Source organism: Kitasatospora sp. NPDC015120 (assembly GCF_043080305.1).
Classification (GTDB): Bacteria; Actinomycetota; Actinomycetes; order Streptomycetales; family Streptomycetaceae; genus Kitasatospora.
On record NZ_JBIBVJ010000006.1, the window covers coordinates 369,893 to 387,311 of the forward strand.

At 74.2% G+C, this 17,419-nt stretch carries 17 protein-coding genes and 1 riboswitch; of the genes, 13 read left to right on the forward strand and 4 right to left on the reverse strand.

All coding sequences use genetic code 11. From position 1 onward, the window contains the following. Nucleotides 1-36: 36 nt before the first annotated feature. Complete coding sequence (locus tag ACF1AK_RS18040) at nt 37-1,098, reverse strand: serine hydrolase domain-containing protein (RefSeq protein WP_391499741.1); 1,062 nt, start codon at nt 1,096-1,098, stop codon at nt 37-39. Nucleotides 1,099-1,277: 179 nt separating this feature from the next. After that, entirely contained in the window at nt 1,278-2,216 is a 939-nt protein-coding gene (locus tag ACF1AK_RS18045) for a glycoside hydrolase family 19 protein (RefSeq protein WP_391499742.1), read from the reverse strand. Between the two features lie 277 nt (nt 2,217-2,493). Between ACF1AK_RS18045 and ACF1AK_RS18050 the strand changes: the two genes are divergently transcribed. After that, entirely contained in the window at nt 2,494-3,267 is a 774-nt protein-coding gene (locus ACF1AK_RS18050) for a GntR family transcriptional regulator (RefSeq protein WP_391499743.1), read from the forward strand. A gap of 201 nt (nt 3,268-3,468) precedes the next feature. Further along, the gene (locus ACF1AK_RS18055) at nt 3,469-5,043 is read left to right on the forward strand and encodes an alkaline phosphatase family protein (RefSeq protein WP_391499744.1); all 1,575 of its coding nucleotides are present in this window, start codon (nt 3,469-3,471) and stop codon (nt 5,041-5,043) included. Here the strand turns inward: ACF1AK_RS18055 and ACF1AK_RS18060 are convergent. Then, a complete protein-coding gene (locus ACF1AK_RS18060; protein WP_391499745.1) occupies nt 5,030-5,476 on the reverse strand; it encodes an HIT family protein in 447 nt (148 codons plus the stop codon). The two genes, ACF1AK_RS18055 and ACF1AK_RS18060, sit on opposite strands and share 14 nt — an antisense overlap. Before the next feature lie 160 nt (nt 5,477-5,636). Here ACF1AK_RS18060 and ACF1AK_RS18065 point away from each other — a divergent pair, with 160 nt between their 5' ends. From ACF1AK_RS18065 to ACF1AK_RS18115, 11 genes are all read left to right on the forward strand, one after another. Next, entirely contained in the window at nt 5,637-5,831 is a 195-nt protein-coding gene (locus tag ACF1AK_RS18065; RefSeq protein WP_391499746.1) for a YegP family protein, read from the forward strand. 266 nt (nt 5,832-6,097) lie between these two features. Continuing rightward, nucleotides 6,098-6,225: riboswitch (FMN riboswitch) on the forward strand. Between the two features lie 215 nt (nt 6,226-6,440). Then, complete coding sequence (locus ACF1AK_RS18070) at nt 6,441-7,106, forward strand: riboflavin synthase (RefSeq protein WP_391499747.1); 666 nt, start codon at nt 6,441-6,443, stop codon at nt 7,104-7,106. A 56-nt stretch (nt 7,107-7,162) separates the two neighbouring features. After that, entirely contained in the window at nt 7,163-7,753 is a 591-nt protein-coding gene (locus ACF1AK_RS18075) for a nicotinamide riboside transporter PnuC (protein WP_391499780.1), read from the forward strand. Further along, nucleotides 7,750-9,006: a bifunctional 3,4-dihydroxy-2-butanone-4-phosphate synthase/GTP cyclohydrolase II gene (locus ACF1AK_RS18080; RefSeq protein WP_380287273.1), complete on the forward strand. Its 1,257-nt coding sequence runs from the start codon at nt 7,750-7,752 to the stop codon at nt 9,004-9,006. The genes ACF1AK_RS18075 and ACF1AK_RS18080 overlap by 4 nt, the downstream gene beginning before the upstream one ends. A 46-nt stretch (nt 9,007-9,052) precedes the next feature. Continuing rightward, complete coding sequence (gene ribH / locus ACF1AK_RS18085; protein WP_391499748.1) at nt 9,053-9,523, forward strand: 6,7-dimethyl-8-ribityllumazine synthase; 471 nt, start codon at nt 9,053-9,055, stop codon at nt 9,521-9,523. A 104-nt stretch (nt 9,524-9,627) separates the two neighbouring features. Continuing rightward, nucleotides 9,628-9,900 (forward strand): phosphoribosyl-ATP diphosphatase, encoded by a 273-nt coding sequence (locus ACF1AK_RS18090; protein WP_360252217.1) that lies wholly within the window; start codon nt 9,628-9,630, stop codon nt 9,898-9,900. A 56-nt stretch (nt 9,901-9,956) separates the two neighbouring features. Next, entirely contained in the window at nt 9,957-10,805 is an 849-nt protein-coding gene (hisG, locus tag ACF1AK_RS18095) for an ATP phosphoribosyltransferase (protein ID WP_391499749.1), read from the forward strand. 100 nt (nt 10,806-10,905) lie between these two features. After that, entirely contained in the window at nt 10,906-11,340 is a 435-nt protein-coding gene (locus ACF1AK_RS18100; RefSeq protein WP_391499750.1) for a PH domain-containing protein, read from the forward strand. Between the two features lie 231 nt (nt 11,341-11,571). Next, on the forward strand, nt 11,572-12,918 hold the full coding sequence (locus ACF1AK_RS18105; RefSeq protein ID WP_391499751.1) for a hemolysin family protein: 1,347 nt from the start codon (nt 11,572-11,574) through the stop codon (nt 12,916-12,918). Beyond that, complete coding sequence (locus ACF1AK_RS18110; RefSeq protein ID WP_391499752.1) at nt 12,915-13,961, forward strand: hemolysin family protein; 1,047 nt, start codon at nt 12,915-12,917, stop codon at nt 13,959-13,961. Before ACF1AK_RS18105 ends, ACF1AK_RS18110 begins: the two co-directional genes overlap by 4 nt. Before the next feature lie 98 nt (nt 13,962-14,059). Continuing rightward, on the forward strand, nt 14,060-15,058 hold the full coding sequence (locus ACF1AK_RS18115; RefSeq protein WP_391499753.1) for an NAD-dependent epimerase/dehydratase family protein: 999 nt from the start codon (nt 14,060-14,062) through the stop codon (nt 15,056-15,058). Between the two features lie 83 nt (nt 15,059-15,141). On the opposite strand, the gene ACF1AK_RS18120 is transcribed toward ACF1AK_RS18115, so the two are convergent. Further along, a complete protein-coding gene (locus tag ACF1AK_RS18120) occupies nt 15,142-17,229 on the reverse strand; it encodes an AAA family ATPase (protein ID WP_391499781.1) in 2,088 nt (695 codons plus the stop codon). Nucleotides 17,230-17,419: the final 190 nt, after the last annotated feature.

Below are 17,419 nucleotides of genomic sequence, written 5' to 3' on the forward strand. Positions count from 1 at the left end.
GGAGGCCGGGGGAGTGCGTGATCCGAGGGGGAGGGCCTATCCGTGGGTGGTCTGGAGGGCGCGCAGGAGTTGGACGGCGGGGGTGTCGACGGGGCGGCGGGTGTTGGCCAGGAGGATGACGCCGACCTGCTTCTCCGGGTCGAAGGCGGTGAAGGAGCGGTAGCCGCCGGTGCCGCCGTTGTGCCAGATCTGGAGGTGGCCGCCCTGGCGGGTGTGCAGGCGGTGGCCCAGCCAGCCGAGGTGCATCCAGGCGAACGGGTTGACCCGGTGGCGCACCTCGCGGGTCAGGGCGATGGCGGGTCCGAGGGGCGGGGCCTCGTCGGTGCCGGTGGCCAGCTGGGCCCGCAGGAGGACGGCCAGGTCGGCGGCGGTGGACTTGAGTGCGCCCGCCCCCGCGAGCCCGGCGAGGTTCCAGCCCGGCACCGGGCGTCCGCCCGCGGTGTGGCCCGGGGCGAGCCGAGCCGTCTGTCCGGCGTCGGGCGCGAGCACCGTGTCGGTGAGCCCGAGCGGCTCGCAGACCTCTCGGCGGACCAGTTCGCCGTAGTCCAGGCCCGCCCGGTGCGCGAGGGCGAGGCCGAGGAGGCCGGCGCCGAGGTTGGAGTAGCGGAAGCTGCGGCCCGGTGCGGTCCGGACCTTGGTGCGGGCGAGGCTCGCGAGCAGCCACTCGGGGGTGCAGTGCGCGTACGGGTCCGGCTTGTTGGGGGTGAGCAGGGAGGACAGCAGCATGCCCGCGGGCAGTCGCGGCAGGCCGGAGGTGTGGGTCGCCAGGTGTCGCAGCGTGATCGGCTCCGGGCCCCGGGCGGGGACGGTGACGGCGGGCGGGAGCGCGTCGGCGAGCAGGTCCGCGAGCGGCTCGTCCAGGGCGACGGTGCCCGCCAGGGTCAGCCGGGCGAGCGCGAGCGAGGTGAAGACCTTGGTCACCGAACCGATCTCGAACAGCGTGTCCGGACCGGGCCGCCCGCCGGCCGGGCCGGGGCCGGTGCGCCCGGCGCCGCGGATCTCCGTCGCGCCGCGGGCGAGACCGGCGACCACCACGCCGACCTGGGGGCTGGCGAGGCGGTCGGCGGTCTGCTGGACGAGGCTGCCAAGATCATTCATGGCCCCGAGCCTAGGAGGGGCGGAGGGCGGCGGCGTCCACCGCGGCGACGATATTCGCCGGCGCACCGCTCGTCCCCCGGAGGTACGGGGGGCGAGCGGTGCCATGGTTGTCGCCCGCTCGCCATGTGTGCGCACGCGCTAGCGATCATGTCGCGTGCTAGCGGACGGACGGGGTGGGGTCAGCAGCTCAGGTTGTTGCCCGGCACGGTGCCGAGCAGCTGGGTGAAGCGCTGGTAGGCGTTGATCCGGCTCTGCACCTGGGCGGGGTTGCCGCCGTTGCACTCCAGCGAGCCGTTGATGCTGCGGATGGTCTCGCCGAAGCCGTAGCCGTTGACGATCGCGTTATGCGGGGTCATGGTGCCCGGCCCGTTCTGGGTGTTCCAGTACCAGAGCGCGGTCTTCCAGGCGACGGCCGGGTCGGTCTGCACCAGGTTGGGGTTGCGCAGCAGGTCGATGCCCAGGGCGTCGCCGGCGGCCTTGTAGTTGTAGTTCCAGCTCAGCTGGATCGGCCCGCGACCGTAGTACGCGGCCTGCCCGGCCGGGCAGCCGTAAGACTTCGAACTGTCGCAGTAGTGGGGGTAGTTGGCGGTGTTCTGCTCGACGACGTAGACCAGTGCGCCGGTCTCGTGGTTGACGTTGGCGAGGAAGGCCGCGGCCTCCTGCTTGCGGACGGTGTCGGTGCCGGTGGCCGCGAAGGCGGGGTAGGCGCTGAGCGCGTCGATCAGGCCCTGGTAGGTGTAGAAGGGGTTCCGGTTCGGGAACATCTGGTCGAACTGGGCCTGGCTGACGGGGAATCCGCCCGGGTTGGGCGTGCTGGTCGACGTCGGGGTGACCGTCGGGGTGACGGTCGGGGTCGGCGTCGGGCCGGTGCCGCCGCAGCCGCCCTGGTCGGACCAGACGCCGGAGCCGCCGGTGCTCGGTGGCTCGTTCTGGGTCCACCACTTGGCGAGCCAGTTGTGGCCGTTGTAGGAGACGGCGGCGCCGCCGGTGTAGACGGCCGAGGAGTTCCAGGGCGTGGCGCAGACGGCGGCGCTGGCGTTGGCCGCGGGCAGCAGCAGGATCACCGCCAGCGCCGTGGCGACGGCGGAGAGCAGTGCGAGCAGGCGTTTCGTGGACACTTGATCACCCCTTGTGCGGTGTGGGGCCGCACGGTCGTGGAGGCTGGGACGTCGGGGCAGGGGAGCCGGAGCCCCGCGTGGTGGGGGCACGTCGTGGGGGACGGGCCGACCGGGGTGCGGGCCGGTGCGGGGCTGACCCAGAACTCAAGCGGAGTGGTCTATACCTGTCAAGGGGTTGCGGGCAAATGACGCGCAGTGCAGAACGCCTGCGTGCGGAAGGGGCGCCGCACCGGACGCGCTGTCATGGTCAGGTCCCTCCATCTGGAAGGATGGCCGGGTGGACGAGACCCCCGACCCCGCCGCCCGGTCCGGCCCGGGCGCACCGATCCGCTCGGGCATCCCGGAGCACGGCCGGGTGCCCAAGTACTACGCCGTCAAGGGCGAGTTGGAAGCGCTGCTCGACGAGCTCGGCGAGGGCGGCGTGCTGCCCACCGAGCGCGAGCTCGCGGCCCGCTTCGAGGTGGCCCGCGAGACGCTCCGCCAGGCCCTGCGCGATCTGCTGATCCAGGGCCGGATCCGCCGTCGTGGGCGCAGCACGGTGGTGTCCGGCCCCAAGCTGGAGCAGCCGCTCTCGCTCGCCAGCTACACCGAGGGCGTGCGACGCCAGGGCAGGGTCCCCGGACGCACCCTGATCGGGCTGGAGCGGCTCGGCGCCGACCCGCAGTTGGCCGGTCAGCTGCGGATCGCCCCGGGCGAGCCGGTCTGGCACCTGGAGCGGGTGCTGCTCGCGGACGGCGAGCGGGTGGGTCTGGAGAGCACCTACCTCGCGGTCGGCCGGGTCCCGGCGCTGGACGTCGAGTTCGACCCGGGTTCCTCGCTCTACGCCTATCTCGCCGAGAAGGCGGGCATCGGCTTCGGTGCCGCCGACGAGCGGATCGAGACGGTGCTGGCGACCCCGCGCGAGGCCCTGCTGATCGGTACCCCGCCGGCCCTGCCGATGCTGCTGCTGCACCGGCTGACCAGGGACACCGACGGGCGGCCGGTGGAGCGGGTGCGCTCGCTCTACCGGGGGGACCGGTTCAGCTTCACCACCCGCCTCGAAGCGGACTGACGCCCGGAACCCCCTCCCGCGCCCGCGCCCGCGCCTTCGCCCGCGTCCCGGCTCCGGCTCCGGCTCCCGCCCCGGAGCGTCCTGATCACGGGAACATAACGGGTCTGGACCGAATTCGGGCGTTGTTCACACCCGGGTCGGAAACCGGGCCACCCCCGTCCATCCGGCGCTCCGACCGTAGTCACCGCCCCCTTCCGCGCCATGACGCAGCATCAGGAGGACGACGTGACCCCGCAGACCCCCGCCGCCCCCGGCCTCTCCCGCCGGGGCCTGCTCCTCGGCACCGCCGCCGCGCTCGCCGCCGCCCCGCTCACCGCCACCGCCGCCCGCGCGGCCACCGCCCCGGCGGCCTCTCCGGCGGCCACCCCGACCGCCGCGGCCGCCGGCCGGACCCCGAAGGTCCTGCTGATCGGCCTCGACGGCACCATGCTCACCCGGATCAAGGACGCCGGCGCCCCCCACCTCACCGCCCTGATGGCCGGCGGCCTCACCGCGGCGAGCAGCCTCTACGCCAACCCGATGGCCGGCACCCTCTCCGGCCCCGGCTGGTCCACCGTCGCCACCGGCGTCTGGCCGGACAAGCACAACGTCAAGGACAACAACTTCACCGCGCCCAACCTCACCGCCTACCCGGACTTCCTGACCCGCGCCGAGGCCGCCGACCCCGCGCTCTCCACCTACGTGGTCGCCTCCTGGGCGCCGATCGCCGACACCATCTGCTCCGGCCGGGTCGACACCCGGATCGCCACCCCCTCCGCCGAGTACGACACCGGCACCACCGCCCGCGCGGTCGCCAAGCTGCGCGACGACAACCCCGACGTGGTCTTCGTCCACCTCGACAACGTCGACAACGCCGGCCACAGCAGCGGCTCCGCCAGCCAGGCCTACCTGACCGCGATCCGCGGCGTGGACGCCCAGGTGGGCCAGATCGTCGCCGCCGTCCGCGGCCGGGCCGGCTACGCCCAGGAGGACTGGCTGATCATGGTCACCGCCGACCACGGCCACACCCCGACCGGCGGCCACGGCGGCTCCACCTGGGAGGAGCGGCAGACCTTCGTGATCGCCAACGGCTCGGCGTTCCCGGCCGGTTCGGTCCGCCACGACGTGCGCATGGTGGACATCGCGCCCACCGCCCTCGCCCACCTCGGCATCGCCGCCGACCCGGCCTGGAACCTCGACGGCACCCCGATCCCGGCCCTGGTCCCCGACGAGTTCGACGCGCTGCGCCCGCAGCTCACCGGCCGGGTGGACGAGACCGGCATCGCGGCCGGCGTCCTCGGCTTCACCCACACCCCGCCGGCCGGCTGGTCGGTCGACAACTCCGCGATGGGCAGCGGCGGCGTCGCCGAGTGGCGCGGCTGGTCGTTCACCACCGACGAGTTCTGGACGAAGACCCAGCGCGACCAGAACCGCGAGCTGAACGTCCGCTCCCGGGGCGTCTTCGCCGTCGCCGACTCCGACGAGTGGGCCGACAAGCTCTTCTCGGGGACCTACGACTCCACCCTGGTCAGCCCCGAGTACCCGGTGGCCGGGCGCAGCACCGTGCCGGTCACCTTCACCACCTTCTACCGGCCGGAGGGCGCGCAGAGCGCCCGGGTGCTCGCCGTCTGGGACGGTGGCGCGCCGGTGGAGGTGAAGAGCTTCACCACCGACACCAACGGCCGCCAGCGCCTCGCCCTGGCCGTCCCGGCGGGCGCGAGCCGGCTGCGGCTGCGGTTCCGCTACACCGGCAGCAACAACTGGTACTGGGTGCTGGACGACGTCAGGGTCGGCTGACGTCCGGCCGCCGGCCCTCCGGCGGGGCGAGCGCGGCCCGCAGCCGCTCGGCGACCAGCGCCGCGCCCGTCTCGTCGGGGTACGTCCGGCGCGGCCAGAAGAAGCCGCGCAGCCCGTCCTTGGGGTTGCGCGGCACCACGTGCACGTGCAGGTGCGGCACCGACTGGCTGATCCGGTTGTTCGCCGCGACGAAGCTGCCCGCCGCGCCCAGCCCCTGTTCCACCGCCGCCGCCACCCGCTGCACCCGCAGGAAGAACGGGCCCACCTGCGCGGCCGGGAGGTCCGCCAGGGTGCGGTGGTGGGTGCGCGGCACCACCAGGACGTGGCCCGGGAACAGCGGCCGGCGGTCCAGGAAGGCCACCGCCGCCTCGTCGTCCAGCACCCGGTGCGCGGGCTCCGTGCCCGCCACCACCGCACAGAAGACGCAGTCCATCCGTCCATTCAACCGGCCCGCCGCGCCCCCGGCATCCGCTCGGCGACGGACCGCCGGGAGGTCACCCGGGCGGACCCCGAACGGATGCGGGCCCCGGGCGCGGGGGCGCACCGTGCAGGTGGGGCGCGCGGCGCGTCCCGGCGACGAGGAGGTGGCCCGGATGGCGGGCAAGTTCGAGGTGTACGAGGACGCGAGGGGCAAGTACCGGTTCCGGCTCAAGGCGGGCAACGGCGAGATCGTCGCGACCGGCCAGGGGTACGCGAGCAAGGACGCCGCCCACAAGGGCATCGAGGCCGTCCAGCGGGCGGCGGACGGCGCGAGCGTGGTGGACCTGAAGCCCAAGGCGGCGGCCTGAGGGCCGCGGGCGGCGGCGGGGCCCCTCCCCGCCGCCGCCCGGGCGCCGCTCCCGGCCGCTCGCCCGCCGCCCGTCACGGCGGCCGCGCTACTCGTACCCGGCGGGCCGTGCGCAGCGCCCGGCCCGCAATCCGCCTCCCCACCAGCGTGCGCCCCCGCGCACCCGCGCGCATTCCCGCCGCCGTCGTGAAACAGCCCACAGCGGCGGACCCTCCCTGCACCGGCTCCCGGCGTGGCACAATGACGGCAGCAGTAGCAGTGACGTTCAGCGCACTCCGGGGTCGGTGAAAATCCGAACCGGCGGTTACAGTCCGCGACCCGTCCGCAGCCAGCGGCCGGTTGACCAGGTGAAATTCCTGGACCGACGGTTAAAGTCCGGATGGGAGGCGTGCGCGGCGGACGAGTGAGCGTATCCGTGGTCCCCCGGTGGACCGCGGGAGGTGGTACGGGTCGGCGGTCGAGGGTTCCCCTCCTCCGGCGTCCGGTGCGGCAGCGGCCCGACGACGGGTCCCGAGGCCGTCCCGCGAGCCCGTGCGGCCGTGCCCCCGTCCGCGTCGGTTTCCCGTTGCCACACCCCGGAGTCCGCGCCCCAAGCGCGAGGAGAACCCGGGTGTTCACCGGCATCATCGAAGAGCTCGGCGAGGTCGTGTCGATCGAGGAGATCGGCGACTCCTCGCGAATCCGCCTGCGCGGCCCGGTGGTCTGTCAGGACGCGCGCCACGGCGACTCCATCGCGGTCAACGGCGTTTGCCTGACCGTCGTCGACAGCCCCTCCGAACTGGCCGCCGGCACCGGCGAGTTCACCGCCGACGTGATGGCCGAGACCCTCCACCGTTCCAGCCTGGGCGAGTTGAAGCCCGGCTCGCCGGTCAACCTGGAGCGCGCCATGGCGCTCGGCGCCCGGCTCGGCGGCCACCTGGTGCAGGGTCATGTCGACGCCACCGGCCGGCTGTTGAGCCGTGAGCCGGGGGAGCGCGACGCCGCCGGCAACCTCCGCTGGGAGGTGCTGCGCTTCTCGCTGCCGCAGTCCGTCACCCGCTACCTGGTGGAGAAGGGCTCGATCACCGTCGACGGCGTCAGCCTCACCGTGGTCGAGGCCGCCCGCGACAGCTTCACCGTCAGCCTCATCCCGGCGACCCTCGCGCTGACCACGCTCGGCGCCAAGGCCGTCGGCGAGAGCGTCAACCTGGAGGTCGACGTCCTCGCCAAGTACGTGGAGCGGCTGCTGGAGTCCCGCACGCTGCCCCCGACGAACCCCGCCGGGGAGGACCGGTGAACTGGCTCAACGCTGACGCCTTCACCGTGTTCGGCCAGCACGTGAAGTGGTCGGACATGATCGGCAACCTGTTCGGCATGGCCGGCCTCGCGCTCGGCTGGCGCCGGTCGGTCTGGAGCTGGCCGGTCCAGCTGCTCTCCGGCCTGGTCCTGATCACCGCCTACCTGGCCGGCAACGTGCCCGGCATGGTCGGCAAGCAGCTGATCGTCGTCGCCACCGCCGCCTGGGGCTGGAACCAGTGGCGGCGCGGACGCCGGGGCGCCGGCGGGATCGCCGTCCGCTTCGCCACCTGGCCCGAACGGGCCGCGCTCGCCGCCGGCACCGCGGCCGGCACCGCCCTGCTCGCCTGGGCCTTCCTGACCATCCCCGCGCTCGGCTCCTGGAGCCCCTGGGCGGACGCCTACATCTTCGTCGGCACCCTGGCGGCCATGATCGCCCAGGCCCGCGGCTGGGTGGAGTTCTGGTTCGCCTGGATCGCCGTCGACGTGGTCGGCGTGCCGCTCGCCTTCCACACCGGCTACACCTTCTCCGGCCTCACCTACTCCGTCTACTTCGTCCTCGTCCTGCTCGGGCTGCGCTCGTGGTGGCTGAACACCCGTGCGCCGCGCCCCACGTCCACCACCGTCCCGCAGGGAGCTACGGCATGACCGAGAACCAGCAGAGCGACGAGCTCGTCCTCGACCCGGTCGAGCGTGCCGTCGCCGACATCGCGCTCGGCCGCGCGGTGATCGTCGTCGACGACGAGGACCGCGAGAACGAGGGCGACATCGTCTTCGCGGCCAGTGCCGCGACCCCCGAACTGATGGCCTTCACCATCCGCTACAGCTCCGGCGTGATCTGCGCCCCGATGACCGGCGCGGAGCTGGACCGCCTCAAGCTCCCCCCGATGACCCAGGTCAACGAGGACCGCAAGGGCACCGCCTACACCGTCTCGGTGGACGCCCGCGAGGGCGTCGACACCGGCATCTCGGCCGCCGACCGGGCCCGCACCGTGCGCCTGCTCGCCTCGCCCGGCACCGGGCCCGGCGACCTCGCCCGCCCCGGGCACGTCTTCCCGCTGCGCGCCGTCGAGGGCGGCGTGCTGGTGCGCCCCGGCCACACCGAGGCCGCCGTCGACCTGGCCCGGCTCGCCGGACTCGCCCCGGCCGGCGCGATCGCCGAGGTGGTCAACGACGACGGCACCATGGCGCGGCTGCCCGAACTGGTCGCCTTCGCCCGCACCCACAACCTGGCGATCATCTCCATCGCCGACCTCATCGCCTACCGCCGCCGCACCGAACTGCACGTCGACCGGGCCGCCGTCACCGCGCTGCCCACCGCCCACGGCGAGTTCACCGCCGTCGGCTACCGCGGCACCCTCGACGGCGTCGAGCACATCGCCCTGGTCGCCGGCGGTCTCGATGCCGAGGGCCGGCTGCCGGACGGCGAGGACGTGCTGGTCCGGGTCCACTCCGAGTGCCTCACCGGCGACGTGCTCGGCTCGCTGCGCTGCGACTGCGGCCCGCAGCTGCAGGCCTCGCTGCGCCGGGTCGCCGAGGCCGGCCGGGGCGTGGTGCTCTACCTGCGCGGCCACGAGGGCCGGGGCATCGGCCTGGCGCACAAGCTGCGCGCCTACGAGCTCCAGGAGCAGGGCCGCGACACCGTCGACGCCAACCTCGACCTCGGCCTGCCCGCCGACGCCCGCGACTACAGCATCGGCGCCCAGATGCTCTGCGACCTCGGCGTGCGCTCGCTCACCCTGCTGACCAACAACCCGCAGAAGCTCACCGCGCTCACCGAGCACGGGCTGAAGGTCAAGGGCCGCGAGCCGGTCGAGATCCCGGCGGGCGAGCACAACGCGCGCTACCTGCGCACCAAGCGCGACCGGATGGGCCACGACCTGCCCGGCCTCGGCGACTGACCACGACCCGGACACCGTCCACCCGAACCACCGAAAGGCACCGCACATGAGCGGCCACGGAGCCCCCGACCTGACCATCGACAACGCCGCCGGCCTCAAGGTCGCCGTGATCGCCGCCCAGTGGCACGAGCAGGTGATGAACGGCCTCCTCGACGGCGCCCACCGCGCCCTCAAGGAGCTGGGCGTCACCGAGCCGACCGTCCTGCGCGTCCCCGGCACCTTCGAGCTGCCGGTCGCCGCCAAGCGCCTCGCCGAGCGCGGCTACGACGCCGTGATCGCCCTCGGCGTGGTCATCCGCGGCGGCACCCCGCACTTCGACTACGTCTGCCAGGCCGCCACCGCCGGCCTCACCCAGGTCGCCGTGGACACCGGCGTCCCGGTCGGCTTCGGCGTGCTGACCTGCGACAACGAGGAGCAGGCGCTGGACCGCGCGGGCCTGCCGGGCTCCGCCGAGGACAAGGGCCACGAGGCGGTCACCGCGGCCGTCGCCACCGCCGCGGCGCTGCGCACGCTCTGAGCGGCCGGCCGGGCCGGCCCCGGACCGTGGACGTCCACCGGACTGTCCACGGTCCGGAACCGTTTACCGTCCGTCCGTCCGCACGCCGTAAGGTGAGTCCCATCATGGCTTCGAAGACATTCGAGGAGCTCTTCTCCGAGCTCCAGCAGAAGGCCGCCACCGGCGACCCCTCGTCCTCCCGCACCGCGCAGCTCGTCCAGCAGGGCGTCCATGCGATCGGCAAGAAGGTCGTCGAGGAGGCCGCCGAGGTCTGGATGGCCGCCGAGTTCCAGTCCGACGAGCAGACCGCCGAGGAGATCTCCCAGCTCCTCTACCACCTTCAGGTGATGATGGTCGCCCGCGGACTGACCCTCGACGACGTCTACAAGTACCTCTAGGCCCAGGCCCGGAACCCCCCCTCCACCCCCACCGAACAGGTAAGGAACTGACCTCCATGCTGCGCATCGCCGTCCCCAACAAGGGTTCGCTCTCGGGTCCTGCGGCGGAGATGCTCCATGAGGCCGGCTACCGGCAGCGCAAGGACGCCAAGGAGCTGGTCCTGGTCGACCCGGGGAACCAGGTGGAGTTCTTCTTCCTGCGCCCGCGCGACATCGCCGTGTACGTCGGCTCCGGCCGCCTCGACGTCGGCATCACCGGCCGTGACCTGCTGCTGGACTCGCACTCCAACGCCGAGGAGGTGCTCGCGCTCGGCTTCGCCGGCTCGACCTTCCGCTTCGCCCGCCCGGTCGGCGTGGACGTCGAGGACGTCAAGGGCCTGGAGGGCCTGCGGATCGCCACCTCCTACACCGGCCTGGTCGAGCAGCACCTCGCCGACCACGGGGTGAAGGCCACCGTCACCAAGCTGGACGGCGCGGTGGAGACCGCGGTGCAGCTGGGCGTCGCCGACGTGATCGCCGACGTGGTGGAGACCGGCACCAGCCTGCGCAACGCCGGCCTGGAGGTCTTCGGCGAGCCGATCCTGATCTCCGACGCCGTGGTGATCCGCCCCAAGGGCGCCGGCGAGGACCCGGCCGTCGAGCAGTTCCTGCGCCGGCTGCAGGGCGTGCTGGTGGCCCGCCGCTACGTGCTGATGGACTACGACATCCGCGCCGAGAACGTCGCCGCCGCCGTGGCGCTGACCCCCGGCCTGGAGTCGCCGACCGTCTCCCCGCTGCACACCGAGGGCTGGGTGGCGGTCCGCTCGATGGTGCTCCGCAAGGAGGCCCAGCAGATCATGGACGACCTGTGGGGCATCGGCGCCCGGGCCATCCTGGTGACCAACATCCACGCCTGCCGCCTCTGACCGGCTCGCGGGCATAAGCACCGGTTGAATGGGGTGGGGCCGCCGTCCGGCGCCCCACCCCTTCCGTCACCACCCGAACCAGCACCCCCGGAGCCCCCTCGTGTCCACCCCCGCCGAGTTCCCCGTCACCTGGGCCCCGCGCCGCACCCGCGCCGTGCTGCTGCCGGTCTGCGCGCTGCTGGTGGTGCTGTTCGCGGTGCTGGCCTTCGCCCTCCCGGCGAACTGGCAGCTCAACGACCGGATCATGATGGCGGCCAGCGGCGTGCTGTTCGCCGGCGTCGGCCTGATGCTGGCCCGGCCGCGGGTCAGCGCCGACGCCGAGGGCGTCACCGTGGTCAACTTCGTCCGCAGCCGCCGGCTGGCCTGGGCCGAGGTCATCGGCGTGAACTTCCGCCAGGGCGACCCGTGGGCCACCCTCGACCTCGCCGACGGCACCTCGCTGGCCGCCGTCGGCATCCAGTCCGGGGTGGGCAAGGCCCAGGCCATCGCCGACGCCCGCGCGCTGCGCGACCTGGTCGCCCGGCACAGCGGCTGAGCGCGGCGCGGCGGCCCGGTGCGGCACATCGGCCGGGCCCGGCACCGCCCACCGGGCGGGTCCGAACGCGGATCCGGCGGTCGCACGGGTATGGTCTACGCTGGTAAAAGCGGGGCAAAGGCATTGCCCTGCCCGAAATCGACCTGAGGAGTGACACTCCCCGTCCATGGACGATCCGTCCGGTAGTACCTGCGCCGCCCTCCTTCCGACCACCGGAAGGCAGGCGGCACTGTGATCACCGCCTGGCTGCTGCTGTTCGCAGCCATCCTGCTCATCCTCGCCAACGGCCTCTTCGTGGCCGCCGAGTTCGCCTTCGTGACCGTGGAGCGCGGCGCCGTCGAGCGCGCCGCCGAGGCCGGGGACGCCAAGTCCGGCCGGGTCTCCCGGGCCCTTCGGCACCTCTCCTTCGAGCTCTCCGGTGCCCAGCTCGGCATCACCGTCACCTCGCTGGTGGTCGGCATGCTCGCCGAGCCCGCCCTGTCGACCCTGCTGAAGCCGGTGTTCACCGGCATCGGCCTGCCCGCCGGCGCCGCCCGCGGCGCCGCGGTGGTGATCGGCATGCTGCTCGCCACCGTCGTCCAGATGGTGATCGGCGAGCTCGTCCCCAAGAACTGGGCGATCTCCCGCCCGCTCCAGGTGGCCCGCGCGGTCGCCGCCCCGCACATGGCGTTCTCCCGGGTCTGCCGCCCGCTGATCAGCGTGCTGAACGGCTCCGCCGACCGCACCGTGCGGGCCTTCGGCATCGAGCCGCAGGAGGAGCTGGGCCACGCCCGCACCCCCGCCGAGCTGGTCTCGCTCGCCCGGCACTCCGCCAAGGCGGGCGCGATAGACGAGGAGTCGGCCGCCCTGTTCGTGCGCACCCTCGGCCTCGGCGACCTCACCGCGGAGTCCGTGATGACCCCGCGCGTCGACGTCTCCGCCCTCCAGCGCGACGCCAGCGCCGCCGACGTCCTCAACCTCACCCGGGCCACCGGCCTGTCCCGCTTCCCGGTCTACACCGACAGCCTGGACGAGGTCACCGGCACCGTCACGCTCAAGGACGCGCTCGCCGTGCCCGCCGAGCGGCGCGGCTCGGTGCGGGTCGCCGACCTCGCCGTCCCGCCGCTGCTGGTGCCCGAGACGCTCCCCGCCGAGCGGCTGCTCGACCAGCTGCGCCGCCTCCAGCCGATGGCCATCGTGGTCGACGAGTACGGCGGCACCGCCGGCGTGGTCACCGTCGAGGACATCGTCGAGGAGATCGTCGGCGCGGTGCAGGACGAGCACGACCCCGCCGACACCCCCGAACTGCTGCCGCTGGCGCCGGCCGACGGGCAGCCCGTCTGGGCGGCCGACGGCCGCGCCCGGCTCGACCAGCTGGAGGCCATCGGCCTGCACGCCCCGGAGGGCCCGTACGAGACGCTGGCCGGCCTGGTCGCCGACCTGCTCGGCAAGCTCCCCGACCCCGGTGAGCAGGCCGAACTGCCCGGCTGGCGGTTCACCGTCGAGGCCGTGGACCGCCACCGGACCAGCCGGGTCCGGGTGGAACGCACCGCCGACCACCACCACTTCCTGGACGACGACGAGGACGGGACCCGATGACCGCGCTCCAACTGGCCGTCGCCCTCCTGCTGCTGCTCGGCAACGCCTTCTTCGTCGGCGCCGAGTTCGCCGTCGTCTCGGTCCGGCGCAGCCAGATCGAACCGCTCGCCGAGGCGGGCAACAAGCGCGCCCGCACCGTGCTGCACGCGCTGTCCAACGTCTCCGCGATGCTCGCCGCCGCCCAGCTCGGCATCACCGTCTGCTCGCTGGGCCTGGGCGCGCTCGCCGAGCCGACCATCGCCCACCTGCTGGAGGGCCCGTTCCACGCGGTGGGCATCCCCGCCGGCCTGCAGCACCCGCTGGCGTACGGCATCTCGCTGGCCGTGGTGGTCTACCTGCACATGGTGATGGGCGAGATGGTGCCGAAGAACATGGCGCTGGCCGGCCCCGAGAAGGCCGCGCTCTGGCTCGGCCCGCCGCTGGACCGGCTCGCCCGCTGGCTGGCCCCGGTGATCGCCTTCCTCAACTCCTTCGCCAACGGCGTGCTCAAGCTGTTCAAGGTGGAGAGCAAGGACGAGGTGGAGTCGGTGTTCACCACCGAGCAGCTGATGTACCTGCTCGCCGACTCGGGGGACGCCGGACTGCTGGAGAAGGACCGCCAGGAGCGCCTGGAGGACGCCCTGGAGCTGGGCCGCCGCCCGCTCACCGACGTCCTGCTCACCCCCGAGCAGCTGGTCACCGTGGACACCAAGGTGACCGCCGCCCAGATCGAGTCGCTGGCGCTGCGCACCGGCTTCTCGCGCTTCCCGGTCACCGACGGCGACCCGGCCGGCCACGGCTACCTCGGGTACCTGCACCTCAAGGACATCCTCGACGTCGAGGACCCGACGGTGCCCGTCCCGGCCCGCCTGTGGCGCCCGATCACCGTGCTGCGCGGCACCCTGCCGCTGGACGACGCGCTGGGCGCGATGCGCCGGGCCGCCTGCCACCTCGCGGCCGTCCTCGACCAGGACGGGCGCACGCTCGGCGTGGTGATGCTGGAGGACGTGCTGGAGGAGCTGGTCGGCGAGGTGTACGACCCGGACCACCGCTCGGCCGCGTAGGACCGCCCCCGGTTCCCGAAACCGCTTCGCTACGGGCGATTCCGCTCTGAGCGTGCCGCCGTTCCCATGCCGGCCACCCGTTGTGCAGGGTGGTCGGCATGAGACTTCTCCTGCTGGGTGGTACGGAGTTCGTGGGGCGGGCCGTCGCCGAGGCGGCCCTGGAGCGGGGGTGGGAGGTGACGGTCTTCCACCGGGGGACGCACGCCGCGCCGCCGGGGACGCGGGTCCTGCACGGGGACCGCACGGCCGGGGGCGGGCTCGCCGCCCTGGCCGAGGGGGAGTGGGACGCGGTGGTGGACACCTGGTCGGCCGCCCCGTCGGCGGTGCGCGACAGCGCCCGCCTGCTGGCCGGCCGGGCCGGGCGCTACGCGTACGTGTCCAGCCGGTCGGTGTACGCCTATCCGACGCCGGCCGGGGCCGACGAGAGCGCCCCGGTGGTGGACGGCTCGCCGGACGACGGCGAGGTGCCCTACCCGGAGTCCAAGCGCGGCGGGGAGCTGGCGGCGCTGGACGCCTTCGGTGACCGGGCGCTGCTGGTCCGTGCCGGGCTGATCGTCGGACCGTACGAGAACATCGGCCGGCTTCCCTGGTGGCTGAACCGGATCGCCCGCGGCGGCCCGGTGCTCGCCCCCGGCCCGCGCGACCTCGGCCTCCAGTTCATCGACGTCCGCGACCTCGCCGGCTGGACCCTGGACGCCCTCGCGGCCGGCCTCGGCGGCCCCTACGACCTGGTCGGCCCGCGCGGGCACAGCACCACCGGCGACCTCCTGGAGGCCTGCGCGGCGGTCACCGGCGCGCACGCCGAGCTGCGCTGGACGGCCCCGGAGGCGGTCGCCGCGGCCGGGATCGCGCCGTGGACGGAGCTGCCGTTCTGGGTCCCGCCGGGCGAGCTGTACGACACCATGCACGGCGCGGACGTGAGCAGGGCGCTCGCCGCCGGGCTGCGCTGCCGGCCGGCGGCCGAGACGGTCGCCGACACCTGGGCGTGGCTGCGCTCGATCGGCGGTGTCGCCCCGCAGCGCCCGGACCGGCCGACGGTCGGCCTGGCCCGGGAGAAGGAGGCCGCGGCGTTGGAGGCCGCGGCGCCGGCCGGCTGACGCCGCCCGCCGGGGAACCGAGGCCGGGGCGTGTCCGGCGATTCCCGCCGGGTGTGCGACGCGAATCGCCGGACACGCCCCGGCTAGGCGCTCCGGCCCCGGCCGTCGATCAGCTCGCCGTAGGCCTGCACCAGGTCCGGCAGCCGCAGCGTGGCGAGGTCCTCCCGGCCGGGTGGCTCGCGCAGCAGGGTGAGCCGCAGGTCCCGGTAGGCGCAGGACTTCTCGTACAGGGTGCGGATGAACCGGCCGTTGCCGAGCTCGTCGATCCAGCCTTCGCGCACCACGTGGGTGCAGATCGAGGCCAGCTCCTCGGCGGCGTCCTCGTCCCAGCCGTCGCCGTCCTGCCCGGCGAGCGAGGCGCCGATCGCGGTCAGCTCGCCGGGGCGGTAGCTGGGGAAGTCGACCCGGGTGGTGAAGCGGGAGTTCAGACCGGGGTTGGCGGCCAGCAGCCGGTTCATGCCCTCGGGGTAGCCGGCCAGGATCACCACCAGCCGGTCCCGGTTGTCCTCGGCACGCTTGAGCAGCACCTGGAGCGCCTCGTCGCCGTACGCGTCGCCCTTGCTGTAGCCGGAGTTGGAGAGGCTGTAGGCCTCGTCGATGAAGAGCACGCCGTCCAGCGCGGAATCGATCAGCTCGTTCGCCTTGACGGCCGTCTGGCCGAGGAACTCGCCGACCAGGTCCGCCCGTTGGGCCTCGACCAAGTGGTCGCCGGAGAGCAGGCCGAGGGCGTGGAAGACCCGGCCGAGGATCCGTGCCACGGTGGTCTTCCCGGTGCCGGAGGGGCCGGAGAAGACGAAGTGGCGCTTGGGCGGCTGGACCGGCAGGCCCTGTTCGGCGCGCAGCCGGGCCATCCGCAGCTGGGCGGAGAGCGCCCGCACCTGCCGCTTGACCGGCTCCAGGCCGACCATCCGGGAGAGTTCGGCCAGTGCGGCGTCCAACTCGGCCTGGTCGCCCTCGCGTCCGAGTGCCGGGGAGGTGCTGGTGGGGCGGGGGAGGACGGCCGGACCGCGCGCCGGCGCGGGCGTGGCGGGGGAGACGGCGGCGGGCTGCGGCGCGGTGGAGCCGGAGCGTCCGCCGGCGGCCAGCGGGGGCGGCGCGCCGCCGGGGCCGGACCTGTTGTCGGTGCCCGGGCCCGGCCCGGCGGCGGTCGGCACCACCGGGGAGCGGTCGACGCCCGGCTCCGGCTCGTCCGCCCCGTCCGGCAGGGGCCCGTCCGGCAGGGACCCGTCGCCGAGCGGGCCGTCCGTGAGCGGGCCGTCGGTGAACGGTGCGTCCGGGAACGGTGCGTCGGTGAGCGGTCCGTCGAGCACCGGTCCGCCGAAGGGGTCCGGGCCGCCGGGGGCGCCGGGCGGGTCGAAGTCCGGCGGGTCCAGCAGCGCGGCCTCCAGTGCGTCCTCCTCCGGCCCGCCCGTCCGTCCGGCCTCCCGGCCCCCGCCGAGCGCGTCCAGCAGGGTGTCGGCGACGGCGTCCTCGGCGGAGATCGCCGCGAGCCGGGCCGCGGTGTCCATGAACGCCGGATCGGCCCGGTGCACCGCCCGGTAGAGGGGTAACGCGGCCGCGCTGCGCCCGGCGCCCTCGTAGGCGCGGCCCAGCCAGTAGCGCAGCTCCTTGCGCTGCGGCTGCTCGGAGCGGCAGCGGGCGAGCGAGGCGGCGAGCGGGGCCTGTGCCTGGGCGCACATGTCCAGCCGGACCCGCGCCATGCCGGCGAAGAGTCCGGCCTCGATGCCGAGCAGCGCGTCGTCGAGCAGCCGGTCGGTGTCCCGGATCAGCTGTTCCCAGTCCTTGAGCAGATAGGAGCGGCAGGCGTGCAGGAAGCGGGCCGACGAGTCCTCGGCGGGGGCCGGGCACTGCTCCAACGCCTGGTCCAGCTCGGCGAGGTGACGGCCGTCCAGCCAGTGCGAGGCGTGGGCGAGGGCGAGGTCGCGCGGGGTCTCCAGCACCGGCTGCACCCACCAGCCGAGCCAGTACCAGGAGCTCAGCGGCCGGGCGTGGCGCCGGCGCTGCTCGCCGAAGCGCTTGCGGTGGCGGTGCATGGCGAGCAGCGCGCCGGAGGTGTCGCTGCGCAGGGCGTGCAGGCCGAGCCAGGCGTCGGCCATGCCGGGGTCGAGCCGCACGGCGGCGCGGAACTCCTCCTCGGCCCGGCTGTACGCCCCGGCCGTGTAGGCGTCCATGGCGCGCAGCCAGGCGCGGTCGGCGAGCCGGTTCGGTGCCGGCCCGCCCGCGTTGTTGCTCTGGGAACTCTCGTTCGTCACTCAACGCCCCCCGCGGTGTGGCTCGGGGCCCGGCCGGTGCGGTGGTGGGCGGGACCCCGCCGGTGGTCGTCTGCCCCCGGGGCGCATATGCGCCTGCCAGGAATCGTAC